The organism is Thiohalobacter sp. COW1 (assembly GCF_016629505.1).
GTDB classification, from domain to species: domain Bacteria; phylum Pseudomonadota; class Gammaproteobacteria; order Thiohalobacterales; family Thiohalobacteraceae; genus Thiohalobacter; species Thiohalobacter thiocyanaticus_A.
On the sequence record NZ_AP024239.1, the window covers coordinates 2,294,256 to 2,309,998 of the forward strand.

Genomic DNA, 15,743 nt, shown 5'->3' on the forward strand with positions numbered 1-15,743 from the left:
ACTTAAGCCTGACACAAGAACAACAAGAGCAGAATAATGAAACGTAGCTTACTGATATTTATACTTATATTACTGGTCTCACCCCTGTTCACCTATGCCGCCTGGATCTGGCAGCACAACCGTGACGTCCCTCCGCCGGCAGAGGCGGAACTGCAATCCGCCCTGGAGACAGGCATCAGCTGGGCGGATGTCAACGCCGGGCAGTTGCTGACCACCAACAACCCGATGCTGTGGCGGATGCTGCAACAGAGCACCCGACTCACGGGGGATGCGCGGCTGCATGCGCTGTTCGACCGCTACGCGCAGCGCTACCTGGGGCGCGACCCCGATTACCTGTGGCGGCCGCTGTTCCAGGACGGGGTCTGGATCCCGGTCACCCCGGCCTCGCTCGAGGGGCTGCCCTACTACAACCGGCATTTCATCTTTTCGCTGACCTGCGATGCGGATCTGTGGGCACTGCCGGATATCCAGGCCCAGAACCGGGCCGGCTTCTGCGACGGGCACCGCCTCCGCTCGGCCTGCGTGACCCACCAGCTGATGGGCCTGCGGCTGCAGCAGCGCAAGCAGTGCCCGCAGGATCCGGATCTGGCCGCGACCGTGAGCCGGCTGCAGGCACGACTGGTCGGCCAGCTCACCTGGGATCCGCGCCCGGTGGATGTGTACCTGCAGCGGGTGCTGATGCTCACCGAATCCGGAGCCGGCGGGCAGGTCAAACCGGCCTGGCTGCGGCGTCTGCTGCGCGCCCAGCTGCCTGATGGGGCCTGGGCGAACACCCCGATGGTGCTGCCCCTGCCGGGGGCTCGCGATCTGGTGTGGACGCGCAACGGCATCGGGCCCGGCCGGGCCGTGGGCAGTTTCCACACCACGGCGCAGGGGATCTATGTGCTGAGTCTGCTGCTGTATGGGCAGGGGGATGAGGGGCGGTTGTGAGGGGTGGAATCGACTGGGCGCGGCGGTTTCTGGATCCCCGCCTGCGCGGGGATGACGGGGTGGTGCCGGGATGACGGGGTGGTGCCGGGATGACGGGGTGGGAGCCGGGATGACGGAAAGGGAATTAATCAGGCTTTCCCCGGACGGTTCCGGCCTGGCCCTTGATTCCCGCCTTCGTGGGGATGGCGTCCCTGAAACCGAAGCTATCACAAAATACAATATCTACACTAAAAGTAGTGATAGCTCTATGTAAGTTCATTATCGGCGGAAACCGCGCGATAAGCCCGGCCGGAAAATGCTACTCTCGCGGTGTCATGGAAGACACCGACAAGGATGCCGGTCATGGATCATGACCAGAACTTCAAGAACCTCATTCTCGATTACCCACGCCAGGCGCTGGAGCTGTTCGCGGCGGCTGAAGCCGAGGCGCTGGATGCGACTGTGCAGATCACCCCGGTACGCCAGGAACAGCTCAAGGAACGTCTCGGCGAGCGGTTCCGGGAGCTGGATGTCCCGCTTCAGGTGCAATGGCCCGACGGGCGCCGGGAGGCGATCCTGTTCGTGGTGGAAGAGGAAAGCGAGCCGGGGCGGTTCTCCCTCCATCGCCTGGCCCACTACTGCCTGGATCTGAGCGAGCTGCTGGACTGCGACCGGGTAGTGCCGGTGGTGGTCTTTCTCAGACGCGGCCGACGGCGTGAGCGGCTGGCGCTGGGCGGGGAGCGGCACACGTACCTGTCATTCCACTACCTCGCCTGCGTATTGCCTGAGCTGTCGTTCGAGCAGTACCGCGACAGCCCCAACATCGTGGCCCGGTTGAACCTGCCCAACATGCGCCATGCGTCCGGCCAGCGGGTGGAGGTCTACGCTCAGGCGGTGCGCGGCCTGACCGAACTGGAACCGCACCCGGAGAAACAGCTCAAGTATCTGGATTTTATGGATATCTATGCCGGGCTTGACGAGGCGGGACGGGCGCGGTATCAAGAGGAATATCGCGAAGAGGCGGAAAAGATGAGTACATTTGCAGAGCGATTCAGGCAACAGGGCATGCAACAGGGCGAGGCCCAGGTGCTGTTGCGGCAGATGACCCGCAGATTCGGCCCCCTGCCGGAGCCGGTGCGGCAAAGGATCGAGACCGCCGATGCCGAGCAGCTGCTCGAATGGTCGGAGCGGGTGCTGACCGCGGCCAGCGCGGAAGAGGTCCTGAACTGAAGAGATCGCAGGCGGGCGCTGCCCGCGCAAACTGCATCAGGGTGAATCCGTAGGTCGGGTTAGCGCAGCGTAACCCGACTTGCCGTGGGTGTGTCGGGTTACGCCTTGCAGGCTAACCCGACCTACATCACTTCAGCTCTCCCTTCTCAAAGGCTTCCCGGATCTCGCGTTCCTCGGTACTGAGTCGGCTCATTTGCTTTCACCCAAATAACTCTTGGTTGCCTTGAGACTGGGAATAATGGTCTTATTAATCGTCTCAGAATAGTCTAAACAACCTTGAGAGGCGGAGAAGATCTACTGGGAACGTCAAAACAACGTCCCCTCTCCCTCAAGGGAGAGGGGCTGTGGCGTTGCTCAACCGGCAGTCCGCAGCTGCCGGGATCGGGCCTTGCGGACCTTATTCCGGCCCGCGTGCCTGGGTGTGCGGATCTGGTATCAAGCCGCCACTTCCACGTAGGACGACAGGCTCGTCGGCTTCGGTACCGGCAGCCCATCTTCCTTCAGGCCCTCGATGTGAAACTCGATGGCCTCTTTCATGTTCGCCTCGGCATCCTCTGGGCTGCCGCCGGTGGACACGCAGCCGGGCAGATCGGGCGAATACGCTGAGTAACCCGTTTCAGTCTGCTCGATTATGATCAGATACTTCATGACTTTAACCCCGCCTGCTTCAATATGCTGTTCAGGGTACCCGGCGCCAGGTCGTCATTCAATTTCCCGGGCACCGTAACCAATCCGATTTTAACATCGTGCCTGTATTGCCGGTGACTGCCTTTCATCCTGACCTGATACCAACCGTCCGCCTCAATCACTCGAATCACCTCCCTGACTTTCATTCCGCAACTCCTTTGCGATTACCCCCTCTCCCCGACCCTCTCCCAGGAGAGGATAGGGGGAGTAGTCGTAGGTCGGATTAGCCCAGAGGGCGTAATCCGACGTCAGCGTGCAATCCGCGTCGGGTCACGCTGCGGCTGACCCGACCTACAGAACTATTCGCTGTCCAGATAGCCCTCCCGCAGCAGGTAGAGATAGATCTCCTGCGCCGCCTCCATCGGGTTGAGGCCGGTGGTGTCCACGCGCAGTTCCGGATTCTCCGGCACCTCGTAGGGGTCCGAGATGCCGGTGAACTCCGGGATCAGGCCCTGGCGCGCCTTGGCGTAGAGCCCCTTGCGGTCGCGATCCTCGCAGGTCTCCAGCGGGGTGGCGACATGGATCTCGATGAAGGCGCCGTGCTCCTCGATCATTTCGCGGGCCGAGCGGCGCATGGCGGTATAGGGGGCGATGGGCGCGCAGATGGCGACACCGCCGTTCTTGGTGATCTCGCTGGCGACGAAGCCGATGCGGTTGACGTTGATATTGCGATGTTCCCTGGAGAAGCCCAGTTCGCTGGACAGGTGCTGGCGCACGATGTCGCCGTCGAGCAGGGTCACCGGACGGCCGCCGGCCTCGACCAGCTTGGCGTAGATGATCTTGGCCAGCGTCGACTTGCCCGCGCCGGACAGGCCGGTGAAGAACAGGGTGAAGCCCTGGCGCGAGCGCGGCGGGCAGACCCGCTTGAGTTCGGTGATGACCTCGGGGTAGCTGAACCAGTCCGGGATGTCGGCATTGCGGGCGATGCGCTCGCGCAGTTCGGCCTCGCTGAAGGACAGCCCCTCCTCGCCGTCGCGCTCGATCTCGCTCACCGGCAGGTAGCGGCCGCGGCGCGGCACATAGAGGTGGGATTCGACCGGCACCATCTCGATGCCGAGGCCGTCCTGGTGCTGCGCGATCAGTTCCTGGGCGGCGTACTGGCTGTAGAAGATGGCCTGGCCGTTGCCGCCGACGGGCGGCGAGGCGTGATCCGGGCCGACGATGAAGTGCGAACAGCCGAAGTTCTTGTGCACAATGCCGTGCCACAGGGCCTCGCGCGGGCCGGCCATGCGCATGGCCAGCGGCAGCAGTGACAGCATGGCCAGGTTGTGCGGGAAGTGGCGGCGGATGGCCTGGTAGCAGTGTACGCGGGCGTAGTAGTGCAGATCGCCCGGCTTGGTCATGCCCACGGTCGGGTGCAGCAGGATGTGGCCACCGACCTGCTTGGCCGCCTCCAGGGTGATGTCGCGCTGCAGCCGGTGCATGACCTTGCTGGTCTGGAAGGCCACCACCCGGCGCCAGCCCATCTTGGCCAGCAGGTGGCGCAGTTCCTGCGGGGTATCCCACAGGCTCTCGAAATCGTAATGGATCGGGGTCTCGATGCCCTCGATGCGGCCGCTGATGTAGACCTGCTTCACCTGCTCGTTCAGGTAGCGCACGCCCGGGTGCTGGACGGACTGGGTGCCGTAGACCCGCTCGGCCTCGCGCGCCTTGTCCGGCGTCCAGATGTCTTCCACGGTGAGCACGGCGGGCATGAAGCCCTCGCCGTCGCGCAGGGCGATCTTGCTGCCTGTTTCCAGCTTTTCGGCGAATTTAGCCTCCACATCCAGCACGATCGGGACGGGCCAGAGGGTGCCGTCGGGCAGCTGCATGCGTTCCAGCACCGAATCATAGGCGGCCTGGTTCATGAAGCCGTCGAGCGGCGTGAAGCCGCCGTTCATCAGCAGTTCCAGATCGCACAGCTGGCGCTGGCTCAGGGTCAGGGAATGAAAATCCTTGGAGGCATCCTTCAGCGCTTCGGCCTGGGCCGCGTCGACCAGCAGGTCGACCAGTTCGCCGCCGCCGTGGGGGACTGCGTAATTTTCCATGTTTTCCCTTTTATTCAAAAATGTGCAGTTTCTATTCTGGCTTATCCAGGGGGTAGGGACGAGCGAGTTTATCATTATGTGGCCACCGCTCATGCGACGGCTGCACGGTCATCTTAGGGCCCCGTGTCGGCGGGGTAAAGCGGCCGCGCCCTGTCTGTAACGGCCGGGCGGGCGGGGATTTGATGGGCAAGGCTATGCCTGTCCAACCTTTTCCGTCATCCCCGCGCAGGCGGGGATCCAGAAACCGCTGCGGAAATGGATCCCGGCCTGCGCCGGGATGACGGAAACAAGCGTAGATCGGGTTAGCGCAGCGTAACCCGACACAGCGGCGGATGATGTCGGGTTACGCCTTGCAGGCTAACCCGACCTACGTCACTGATTATGGTCTTTGACGCCATATATATTATGGTCTAGCATGCCATTATGCGAGCAAGGAAGCTCTTTCACTACAAGGCCAGCCAGGGCCGGGTTCTGGTCGAAATGGTTATCTGGGCATTGCCTCGAGCGGATGCTGACCGGCCGCACGGCCTGAAATACCGGCTGTACTGCGGCTGCGGCGGCGATTGCCTGGTCCGTTACGACAATGAACGCGGCAAGGGTGATCATCGCCACTACCGGGACAGGGAGGAAGCTTATCCTTTCCAGTCACTTGAACAGTTGATTGCAGATTTCCGGCTTGATTGCACACATCTTGCCGGATGGAGGTGGGACGAATGAGCCGGATCGAGTTCGAGGTACTCAAACCCCAGGCGGCACTGGAGGCCTTTACCGATACATGGCGCCGCACTCAGGCCGGGGATGATATCCCTCCCCGCATCGTTTTCGGCAGCCTGCATGCCCTGTTCTCCGCCATTACCGAAAAACGCCTGGAATTGGTGCGTTTCGTGGCCGCGCATCCGGGACTGAATACGCATGCGCTGGCGGAACAACTGAGCCGCAATTACAAGAATGTCCACACCGACGTTGCCCGGCTCATGGAACTGGAACTGCTGGAAAAGGACAGCCGCGGGCGACTGTCGGCACCGTTCGATGAGATCGTCATTCATGCCGCCGTACGGGATGCGGCCTGAGCAGGGTAGGTCGGGTTAGCGCAGCGTAACCCGACAGGGCGGCGGGTAAGTCGGGTTATGCCTTTCAGGCTAACCCGACCTACGCAATACGTCACTTCAAGGAAAAATAGCAAATAGGTTGGGCTGAACAGGGTGAAGCCCAACAATGGCTCGCCCGGGCCGGGTGTTGGGCTTCGCGTTGCTCAGCCCAACCTACATTACTACACGATGCTCAGGGAGCTTTAGCCGCTGCGCGGTGCTCCAGCCACTGCCTGAATGACGTCTGGCTTTCGCCTGACGGCTTGCCGGCCAGCAGGCCTGCGACACTGATATCCTCGTCAAGCGACTCCCAATGTATGCCCTGACCGGCGCCAATGAGTCGCCAGTCGTTGCGCTCTTCAATCGAGGCGTGCACAAGACGAGGGTACCACTCCAGCGGGACTGCTATCGAACGCCCATCACTGAGTTCCACGCTCAAAGTGTCCTCGGACACCTCTACACCCACGGCGTTGGGCACCTCCATTTCAACTGCCGAAGTAGTCATCCCATGCCTCCAGAAACACTGAATGGTGTTGCTCAATTATCTCGTGAATCCGCGCAATATCTCTGCGGGTGAAGCCACCGCTGCGCTGCAGGCGAACCGGGTCCAGCCAGAATTTGGCAATATTGGCGTCGCGTTCCACATGAATGTGGCGCGGTTCTCCTCGATCCCCGGCATAGAAGAAGAACCGGTACGGACCTGCTCTCAATATCGTCGGCATACAGATATTCCCTTATCTGTGCCCGGCGTCCCGGCCGATGCCTGAACTTACTCAATCCGATAATCGTCCATCACCAAAACCTTGGCAAGTCCGGGGATTGTGTCGGGTTACGCCTGGCGGGCTAACCCGGCCTACGTCACAGGGCTCCGGAAACCGCGGCGGTTCTGGATCCCGGCCTGCGCCGGGATGACGGGTGTTTTGCAGTGGTAGGTCGGGTTAGCGCAGCGTAACCCGACACAGCGGCGGATGATGTCGGGTTACGCCTTACAGGCTAACCCGACCTACGTATCTGTATCAGGATTCCCGCCAGCCGGCCAGCAGGGCCATGCAGTCGCGGTTCAGGGCCTCGGCGCGCTCGGCGCTGTCGGCCTCGTTGTAGCAGCGCAGTTCAGGGGCGTTGCCGGAGGGGCGCAGATGGATGACCTCCTGGTTGTCGAAGGTCAGGCGCAGGCCGTCGGTGGGATCCAGCCCGATCATGTGACTTTGTGTGATTTTGCCGAAGATCGCCTCCAGTTTGGCCTGACTACCGTCAAGTTCGGCGATGATGCGGGCGGATTGTTCGGTCGGGAAGGCCTTGATGCGGTCGCTGAAGGTATAACGCGGCGGCAGGGCGGCGGCGAGACTGCTCACGCTGCCCTGCTCCCGGGCCGCGGCCAGCACGGCCAGAATCACGATGAAGGCGTCGCGGGTGGGCAGGGCGTTGAGTTCATGCCCGTCGCGCTGCACCGGCGTCTGCAGCAGAAAACCGCCATTGGCCTCGTAGCCGGCCACGCTGGCCGCGCCCTCCCCGGCCAGGGCCTGCATGCCGGCGATGACGTAGGGCGAGCCGATGCGGGTGCGCTCCACCCGCGCAAAGCTGCCGCACTTCTCCACCACCGTATTGCTGCTCACCGGGGTGGCCAGGCGGTCGATGTCCAGATACTGCGCGCACAGCACGCCGACGATGTCCCCGCGCAGCCAGCGGCCGGTTGCGTCGGCGACCAGCGGGCGGTCGGCGTCGCCGTCGGTGGAGACGATGGCATCCAGTCCGAATTCCTGCGCCCAGCCGCGGGCCAGTTCCACATCCTCGGGCCGGATGGCCTCGGTGTCGACCGGGATGAAGACCTCGGAGCGGTTCAGCCGGGTGATGTCCGCGCCCAGCCGCTCCAGCAGTGCGGCCAGCAGATCGCGGCCGACCCCGGAATGCTCGTAGACGCCCACCTTCAGGCCGGCCAGGGCAGCGGCCGGGAAGAAATCCAGATAGCGCTGCAGATAGCGCTGCGCCGGCGCTTCATCGACTGACGGCAGGGCCTCGTGGTAGTCGGCCGGAAACGGCTCGGGGACCGTCACGTTCTGCGCCCGGATGCCCAGTTCGTCGTCTTTCAGGATCTCGCCGCCGAGCTTGTTGAACTTGATGCCGTTGCGGTCATCCGGGATGTGGCTGCCGGTGACCATGATGGCGGGGATGCCCTGCTCGATACCGTACAGGGCCACGGCCGGCGAGGGGATGAAGCCGCAGTTGACGGGTTCGTAGCCGGCATCGAGGCAGGCCCGGGCCACCGCGGCCATGATATCGGGCGTGCTGGGGCGCAGGTCGCCGGCGATGGCCACCCGGCTGCCGGGACGCAGGCCCTGACTGGATTCCAGATACTGCAGGAAGGCGCGGGTGTAGGCGTAGCAGACCGGCGGGGTCATGTCCGTCACCCGACCGCGGGCACCGCTGGTGCCGAAGCCGACGCCGCTGCGCTGCATCAGGTCGGCGATACGTTGCTGGACTTCAGGCATGCGCCCCCTCTCGGTATTTTATGGGAGGCGCCGAGAATAACAGATATTCAGGAGCCTACAGTAGGATGGGTGAAGCGAAGCGCAACCCATCGGGATCCGGCCGGGTGATGGGTTGCGGCGCACGCGCCTCCACCCATCCTACACGCGGAAGGTACAGTACACGGAATGGTCGGGAGGGAAGATGGTGGCCAGGGACAGAATCGAACTGCCGACACGGGGATTTTCAATCCCCTATTCATGTTTTAAATACAATAAGTTATTATACTATTTCCAAGCCATATTTCCACAAGCCGCTTCCTTGGTCAGCTTTCAAGTCATGAATTTCGTCTCTTATTCACGCCTAGCCAAAAGAGATATACCCCTTGAAACTGACTGTTGGCATGCTAGCTTGCTTAAAGAATAAGGTGGTATCCGCCGCCAACCTACTTACTGCTAGTTACACTTACGGGGAGGCCGTCTCCTGTGCGGGCGCACAGGGACAGTCTTCGGCCCCCGCGGCGGCCGTTTGCAGCCACCACACGGTTTCTTAGCCATAGCCAAGTCTCCTTCTCTTACATGACGGGTTGAAGCCCATCGCTCCCGAGGCCCTATTGCCTCCCATCATTGGCTCAAGGGTTCGGGCGAGAAAAAGAGACGGCGGATACCGGAATTCAGATTAAGGGAGCGTTTCTACCCTGTAAACCATTGACAAAAATAATAATTTATGGTAACGATTTTTAGTTGACATCAGGTATAGCAATTGTCAAGCTACGCTTGCTGATAGAAAAACGACCCAACCCGTTCGTCCCTGATTTAAGCACATCAACGTGTGTGCACGAACGGGTCCGGGTCATCTTTAAAATAACGAATCACAATGTCCCTTCCCACGCGCTATGCCGTTTTACTAGACGGTGGATTCGTCCTCAAAAAGCTTCAGCAGTACACGAACCGATTCCCAACAGCCGATGATGTTGAGAAAGCGTGCGAGCGCCTTCATTCCCATGAATCGCTAAAAAACTGCGACCTCCTGCGGGTATATTTCTATCACGCCCCTCCCGCCAACGAGGAACTGGTAAATCCCCTCGACAAATCAAAGGTCAATCTGGCAGAGACTCAGATATACCATGATCATGAAAAATTGCTAAGCGTCCTGGAGATGCGCCCAAATTTCGCGCTCCGCCTCGGCGAAACCGTCACCTATCAATGGAAGCTGGGTAAACGGGCGATGGATTCCATCATGGAGAACACCCGCGCTGTGGAGCCACGTGATTTAGTCCCGAATGTCATGCAGAAAGGCGTAGATCTGCGAATCGGGCTCGATATCGCGAGACTTTCTCTACAAGGCACAGTGCAGGCAATCGTCGTCGCCACAGGTGACAGCGACCTAATCCCAGCATTCAAATTTGCTCGGCGCGAAGGTGTGCGTGTGTATCTGGATCACATGGGGCATGGCATCCGGCGCGACCTGAAAGCGCATGCTGATATCGTAATAGATACCCCACTCCCCAAAGAACTCAGGAACAAATAGAAATGGATTCGCAGGCCGAATATACGCGATCAAGATTTATTTTACTCTGCGCAACCCTTCTCTTATTGCCTACCTCTATTCATGCTTCTGATCCAGATGATCCGGAGAAGATTGATTGCGAAGTCGAGCACATTCTCACAGACCTCACAATTAAACATTTTTCCCTTTGTTTAGCAGAATACGAACTCCAATCTGCTATAGGTGAAAAATACGAATACAACGTTGATCGCTGTCGATCCAGATCAATTTCAAATATGGAAAAATACTTCAATGCTTGCCCTGATGCAGGGATCGTTGTTGAGATGACCGCTGTCAAATACTCAATGTGCAAAACATTACGTATGGGTAAGCGGGCGCTACGCATGAAAATGACACAAGATTCAGACGAAAACGTCTGCGAAGAAAAAGTTAGATTCGACTTGGTTGACGACATGGTAGACGAGATGGCAGGTCAGCTGTCGATTGAGTGACCTCATTCAGACAAAGCCATATAACTCGTTCAGCATAAGAATGCCAAATGAATAAACTCACAGAATTTATATTATCAGCCGCCGTATTTCTCTTGCTGATACTTCCATTTGCTTATGTGCTGATATACACACCAGACATTTCATTTTGGGAAAACACAACAAGCGGACTACTATCGACCGCTGCTGCCTTAATTGCCGGAATCCCGGTAGCTCTATGGATTGACAGAGCTGTTAAACATTCGGAAGAAATTAAAAATGAAAATGCTAGAAGAGAAAGCGAGATTGAGCTGCTTAAACTGATCAAAGATGAACTAGAGCAGGCAAAAACGGATCATGAAACAAGAAAAGGCAACCCCTCGATACTTGCTGTCCGCCCATTAAGAAATGATTTATGGAATGCAGCGATAAGCGCTGGAAAGCTCAATTTAATAAGAAGCCACAAATTATTAAACAAAATAGCGTCAGCATATTATGCAATCAATGTTGTGAGGAGCATTGAAGAGCGTGCTCACCACGCAGCCAGGGGTGTTACTGTGACATTTGGAGACGGGAAAACATCGACACATCTCCTCCTTGAGGACGCAAGAATGTTTGACGGAATGCTATCTGACAGTATAGAAGAAGCATTAAATGCGATTGATGACGAATTACCTAGCACTCCATAACCCGTCTTACGCCGTAGCTAGACAATCTTCCTGTAACCCGGAGCCAGAGGGCGTCTCCACAACCACGCCGGCCAGAGAACATACATTCATCAGCTGGTAAATCGAAGTATCGTCACTTACACTGAGACATATTTTTTCACAAGACCGATAACATCGCCGCTATGCCGGTCAATGCCCCCAATGAGTAAAATTAGAAAAAGCCGTCGAGTGAACATGCATGAAGTGCGCAAGCTGCGTGAAAAACTCAAGAAGACGGGCAAAATTCACGGTTCTCCTTACCCAAAAGGTGAACTGGAGAAACTAGATGAAAAATACCCTAGCGGGAGCAAGCAGGATATCTATGCCAAAGGCAGGACAATTTCAGGTGGGGCAATTGAATCAAAACGCAAGAAGCATTAAACATGAGACTAAGCAAAATAAAATGACACATTTCACCAGCTAATCAGGCAGAGCAAAGCCTGATAGATGACAAGCATCATAGACGACTGATGAAACAATAATGCCCTATCTCAACTGGCTCACCCGCGACGATGATCTGAGCAGTGCCCGCAAGGCACCGTACCGGCTGCTGGAGGCAGTGCCTGAGCACTCCGCTGGCGACCAAAACACCCAGAACATGCTTATCCAGGGCGACAACCTGGAAGCCCTGAAAGCACTTTTGCCCTATTACGCCGGCAAGGTGAAGTGCATCTATATTGATCCGCCGTACAATACCAAGTCTGCCTTTGAGCATTACGATGACAATTTAGAACACAGCACTTGGTTATCAATGATGTATCCGCGATTGGAGTTGCTCCGTGAGTTACTAGCCGAAAATGGCAGCATCTGGGTTTCTATAGACGATAATGAAGCACATTATCTTAAAGTCATAATGGATGAAATATTTGGAAGAAAGAACTTTATATCAAATGTCATTTGGCAAAAAAAATATGCGCCCGCAAACGACGCAATATGGATGAGCGACACACACGACCATATTATGGTATTCGCCAAGAATAAAGAACTGTGGAGACCTAGGAAGCTACCACGCTCAGACAGGTCGAACTCGGCCTACAAGAATCCTGACGACGACCCACGCGGCCCTTGGAAGGCCGGCGATTACACGTGCGCAAAAAACGCAGAAGAACGGCCTAATTTGTATTACCCAATCACCAATCCAAATACTGGTGAAGAAATATGGCCAAAGAAGACAAGAGTATGGGCATATGGCTTAGAACAATACCGTGAACACGTCGAAAACGATTTAATTTGGTGGGGAAAAAGCGGGAAAAACAAGGTCCCCGCCTTCAAAAGACACCTATCCACCGTGGTCGATGACGGTGTCGTCCCGATGACTGTATGGCTTTGGGGCGACGTTGGCCACACTCAAGATGGGAGAAAAGAACAGCTAAAGCTGATTAATGAAAGTCCATTTAGCAACCCAAAGCCAGAGCGACTTATTGAACAGATACTGAGGATTGCTTCAGACAAATCTGACATTGTTCTCGACTCTTTTCTGGGATCCGGCACTACAGCCGCTGTTGCTCACAAAATGGGTCGCCACTACATTGGGATCGAAACGGGGAAGCACGCAGTGTCACACTGCGTGCCTCGCCTGAAGAAAGTGATTGACGGAGAGCAGGGCGGCATCTCCGAGGCTGTAGCTTGGAAAGGCGGTGGCGGTTTTCATTTCTACCAGCTGGGAAAGGCTGTCTTCGACGAGGAAGGCACGATCAATCCGAAGGTGCGCTTTGGGGCGCTGGCCGCGCATGTCTGGTTTTCCGAGACCGGGCAGGCGCTGGGCAAGCAGGCTAGGAGGCCCTTCCTCGGCATCCATGATGGCATCGCTTATGCACTGCTCTACAATGGAATCCTGGGTGACAAGAGCGTCAGCGGCGGTAATGTGCTGATCCGCCCCATTCTCAAATTGTTGCGCGAGCAGGCCAAAGGTTTTGACGGGCCCTGGGTGATTTACGGAGAAAGCAGCCGGCTGTCGAAACAGACGCTACTCACTGAGCAGGTGACATTCAAGCAAACACCCTACGATATTCGGATACGCTGATATGCAGCTCAAACAATACCAACAACAAGCACTGAGCGCCCTACAGGATTTTCTGGAGACAACCCGAGAGACAGGTGATGCATCGGCCGCCTTTGAAACGGCGACCCAATCCCTCAGCCTGGGCCGATACGGCGGCGAGTACCGTCCCCTGCAAGATCTCGCGGCCACCCCCTACGTCTGCATCAGGATCCCGACCGGTGGCGGGAAAACGATCCTGGGCGCGCATTCGGTCAAACTCGCCGGCGCCAGCTTCCTCGAGCGGGATTTCCCGGTAGCCCTGTGGCTCGTACCCTCCAACACGATCCGCAAACAGACCGTGGAGGCGTTGAAAAACCCCGCTCACCCTTACCGCCAGGTGCTGGATGATGCGTTTGAGGGCCGGGTGCGGGTATTCGATATCGCCGATTTCCCCCATATCCGGCCCACGGACATGCTCGAGGCCGCCTGCATCGTGGTCGGCACGATCCAGACCCTGCGCGTCGAGAAGACCGAAGGGCGCAAGGTCTACGATCACCACGAGGCTCTGGAGCCGCATTTTGTGCGCTTCTCAAGGCTCCCGGCCGGGCTGGAGCATGATGATGTTGGAAACCCGAAATTCTCCTTCGCCAACCTGCTCCACCTGCACCGGCCGCTCATGATCGTCGATGAGGCACACAATGCGGTGACGGGACTGACACGCGAGGTCCAGACCCGAATCAACCCGGCCTGCATCATCGAATTCACCGCAACTCCGAAGTCTCGCAGTAATGTGCTGTTCAGCGTCTCCGCCACTGCGCTGAAAGATGAAGAGATGATCAAGCTGCCGATCGTCCTAACGGCCCACAAGAGCTGGCAGGCCGCAGTCAATGGTGCGCTCGCTGAGCGGACCCGCCTGGTGGAAACCGCCAGGAGCGAGAGTGATTACATCCGCCCCATCGTCTTGTTTCAGGCCCAGAACAAGGATCAGGAGGCGTCAGCCGAGACCCTGAAACAACACTTGATCGATAGTGAACAGATCCCGGCCGATCGCATCGCGGTTGTGACCGGCGATCAGCGTGAACTGGATGGACTCGACCTTTTCGATCCCAACTGCTCGATCGAATACGTCATCACGGTCCAGGCCCTGAAGGAGGGATGGGACTGTTCGTTTGCCTACGTGTTCTGCTCACTGGCCAATATTCGTTCACGGACGGACGTCGAGCAGCTCCTCGGGCGGGTACTGCGGATGCCCTATGCAAGACGAAGAAGCCAGCAGGCGCTGAACCGCGCTTACGCGCATGTCTGTGAACCGAATTTCATCGAAGCTGCGGTACATCTACGCGACCGCCTGGTTGATATGGGCTTCGAGGCGGAAGAGGCTGAGGACAATATTGAAACCCACGGGCTCGATCTGGATCACGGCACTGAACCCGACCCGACCCCGGCGCCGGTGACCTTTCAGCTGGAAACTGCGCCGGCAATCACCGACCTTCCCGAGTCGCTGCGGGAGATTGTCAGAGTGGAGGATACCCCCGAAGGGGGTGCGACACTGGTCATCGAGACCCCGGTGCCCGAAGCGGACCAGGAAGCCCTTGTAGCGCTGATGCCGGAAGCCACCAGGGATGAGGCTCGCCAGCAGCTCGAGTTCCAGCGCCACCACGCCGAGAAGCACGATTCACCGGCGGCCAGGCAGGCACCCTTCACCGTCCCCCAACTCTGTCTTGCAGTGCAGGGCACCCTGGAACTGGCTGAGCCTGAGCTATTCCTGGACCTCGGTGGCTGGAATCTGCTCGATTACCCGGCAACCCTCAGCCCCGATGAATTCAAGGCCGAGGAGAGCCATCAGAGCTTCTCGCTCGATGTGAGCGATGAAGAGAAAGTCGTCTACAACCACATCTCGGATGAAATCCGCCAGCCCGAACTGGGCGGGCTGCATTCACACTGGGATGAAAAAGTGCTGAACCGCTGGCTGGACCGGCAGTGCCGGGCCGCGGATGTCCCGCAGACCCAGATGCTGGAATTCATCCGACGGGTCATCACCGATCTTATGGATCATCGGGGCATTGAGCTGGCGGCCCTTGTGCGGGCGAAATACCGCCTGGCCAAGGCCATCACCCGCAAGATCAGTGACCATCGCAAACAGGCCCGGGACCGTGGATACCAGGCATCCCTGTTTGCCGAGGATGCACCGGTGGAGGTTAGTTTCGACTACGGATTCCACTTTCCCTCTGACACTTACCCTGCCACTCGCTTCTACCGGGGGAGTTACCGGTTCCAGAAACACTACTACGGCAATCATCGTGTAGGTGACCTGAATAACTCTGGCGAAGAGTTCGAATGCGCCCGCGCGCTGGACATGCAGCAGGATGTGAAATATTGGGTGCGCAACCTCGATAGCCATCCGCAAGCCGCTTTTCGTCTCCCCCTGGCGCGTGGTTGGTTCTATCCCGATTTCGTTGCCATGCTCGAAGACGGCCGTATCCTGGTGGTTGAATACAAGGGCGAGCAATTGGTTGAAAAGTCTTCAGAGAAACAGAAGGCTAATGTCGGCGCATTATGGGAGGAGAAGAGCGGAGGCAAAGGGCTATTCTTGATGGCCGTGCACGATCAGAACGGTTTAAATGTTTTTGACCAGATCAAAAACAAGATTTCTTAATGCCATAAAATAAAACCCC

Annotated in this window: 16 protein-coding genes and 1 tRNA gene; 10 read left to right on the forward strand and 7 right to left on the reverse strand. The window is 57.9% G+C overall.

Features of this window, described 5'->3' with window-relative positions:
• Window positions 1-36: 36 nt before the first annotated feature.
• Window positions 37-930, forward strand: coding sequence for a hypothetical protein (locus COW1_RS10720; RefSeq protein ID WP_201344174.1), 894 nt, complete (start codon window positions 37-39; stop codon window positions 928-930).
• A 342-nt stretch (window positions 931-1,272) separates the two neighbouring features.
• Window positions 1,273-2,139 (forward strand): DUF4351 domain-containing protein, encoded by an 867-nt coding sequence (locus tag COW1_RS10725; RefSeq protein ID WP_201344175.1) that lies wholly within the window; start codon window positions 1,273-1,275, stop codon window positions 2,137-2,139.
• A gap of 435 nt (window positions 2,140-2,574) precedes the next feature.
• Here COW1_RS10725 and COW1_RS10730 read toward each other — a convergent pair whose 3' ends face one another.
• The 3 genes from COW1_RS10730 to COW1_RS10740 all read right to left on the reverse strand — a co-directional run bounded on the left by COW1_RS10730 (window position 2,575) and on the right by COW1_RS10740 (window position 4,853).
• Window positions 2,575-2,787: a type II toxin-antitoxin system HicB family antitoxin gene (locus COW1_RS10730; RefSeq protein WP_096364532.1), complete on the reverse strand. Its 213-nt coding sequence runs from the start codon at window positions 2,785-2,787 to the stop codon at window positions 2,575-2,577.
• On the reverse strand, window positions 2,784-2,972 hold the full coding sequence (locus COW1_RS10735) for a type II toxin-antitoxin system HicA family toxin (RefSeq protein ID WP_096364530.1): 189 nt from the start codon (window positions 2,970-2,972) through the stop codon (window positions 2,784-2,786). The genes COW1_RS10730 and COW1_RS10735 overlap by 4 nt, the downstream gene beginning before the upstream one ends.
• A 153-nt stretch (window positions 2,973-3,125) precedes the next feature.
• The gene (locus COW1_RS10740; RefSeq protein ID WP_096364528.1) at window positions 3,126-4,853 is read right to left on the reverse strand and encodes a bifunctional sulfate adenylyltransferase/adenylylsulfate kinase; all 1,728 of its coding nucleotides are present in this window, start codon (window positions 4,851-4,853) and stop codon (window positions 3,126-3,128) included.
• Window positions 4,854-5,276: 423 nt separating this feature from the next.
• Between COW1_RS10740 and COW1_RS10745 the strand changes: the two genes are divergently transcribed.
• Both COW1_RS10745 and COW1_RS10750 read left to right on the forward strand, forming a co-directional pair.
• The gene (locus COW1_RS10745; RefSeq protein ID WP_242466423.1) at window positions 5,277-5,570 is read left to right on the forward strand and encodes a DUF6516 family protein; all 294 of its coding nucleotides are present in this window, start codon (window positions 5,277-5,279) and stop codon (window positions 5,568-5,570) included.
• Window positions 5,567-5,923, forward strand: coding sequence for a hypothetical protein (locus tag COW1_RS10750; RefSeq protein ID WP_096364524.1), 357 nt, complete (start codon window positions 5,567-5,569; stop codon window positions 5,921-5,923). The genes COW1_RS10745 and COW1_RS10750 overlap by 4 nt, the downstream gene beginning before the upstream one ends.
• Window positions 5,924-6,134: 211 nt before the next feature.
• Here COW1_RS10750 and COW1_RS10755 read toward each other — a convergent pair whose 3' ends face one another.
• The 4 genes from COW1_RS10755 to COW1_RS10770 form a co-directional block, all read right to left on the reverse strand.
• A complete protein-coding gene (locus COW1_RS10755) occupies window positions 6,135-6,446 on the reverse strand; it encodes a DUF2442 domain-containing protein (protein WP_255534179.1) in 312 nt (103 codons plus the stop codon).
• A complete protein-coding gene (locus COW1_RS10760; RefSeq protein ID WP_201344176.1) occupies window positions 6,427-6,663 on the reverse strand; it encodes a DUF4160 domain-containing protein in 237 nt (78 codons plus the stop codon). Before COW1_RS10760 ends, COW1_RS10755 begins: the two co-directional genes overlap by 20 nt.
• Before the next feature lie 294 nt (window positions 6,664-6,957).
• The gene (locus COW1_RS10765) at window positions 6,958-8,427 is read right to left on the reverse strand and encodes a phosphomannomutase (RefSeq protein WP_201344177.1); all 1,470 of its coding nucleotides are present in this window, start codon (window positions 8,425-8,427) and stop codon (window positions 6,958-6,960) included.
• Window positions 8,428-8,609: 182 nt separating this feature from the next.
• A tRNA-Phe gene (locus tag COW1_RS10770) sits at window positions 8,610-8,704 on the reverse strand.
• A 576-nt stretch (window positions 8,705-9,280) separates the two neighbouring features.
• Between COW1_RS10770 and COW1_RS10775 the strand changes: the two genes are divergently transcribed.
• The 6 genes from COW1_RS10775 to COW1_RS10800 all read left to right on the forward strand — a co-directional run bounded on the left by COW1_RS10775 (window position 9,281) and on the right by COW1_RS10800 (window position 15,724).
• Window positions 9,281-9,934 (forward strand): NYN domain-containing protein, encoded by a 654-nt coding sequence (locus COW1_RS10775; protein ID WP_201344178.1) that lies wholly within the window; start codon window positions 9,281-9,283, stop codon window positions 9,932-9,934.
• Between the two features lie 2 nt (window positions 9,935-9,936).
• Entirely contained in the window at window positions 9,937-10,404 is a 468-nt protein-coding gene (locus COW1_RS10780) for a hypothetical protein (protein WP_201344179.1), read from the forward strand.
• Between the two features lie 47 nt (window positions 10,405-10,451).
• Entirely contained in the window at window positions 10,452-11,069 is a 618-nt protein-coding gene (locus COW1_RS10785) for a hypothetical protein (RefSeq protein ID WP_201344180.1), read from the forward strand.
• 213 nt (window positions 11,070-11,282) lie between these two features.
• On the forward strand, window positions 11,283-11,468 hold the full coding sequence (locus COW1_RS10790; protein ID WP_201344181.1) for a hypothetical protein: 186 nt from the start codon (window positions 11,283-11,285) through the stop codon (window positions 11,466-11,468).
• Between the two features lie 100 nt (window positions 11,469-11,568).
• Window positions 11,569-13,110: a site-specific DNA-methyltransferase gene (locus COW1_RS10795; RefSeq protein ID WP_201344182.1), complete on the forward strand. Its 1,542-nt coding sequence runs from the start codon at window positions 11,569-11,571 to the stop codon at window positions 13,108-13,110.
• Window position 13,111: 1 nt separating this feature from the next.
• Window positions 13,112-15,724, forward strand: a complete 2,613-nt coding sequence (locus tag COW1_RS10800; protein ID WP_201344183.1) for a DEAD/DEAH box helicase — start codon at window positions 13,112-13,114, stop codon at window positions 15,722-15,724.
• Window positions 15,725-15,743 lie beyond the last annotated feature (19 nt).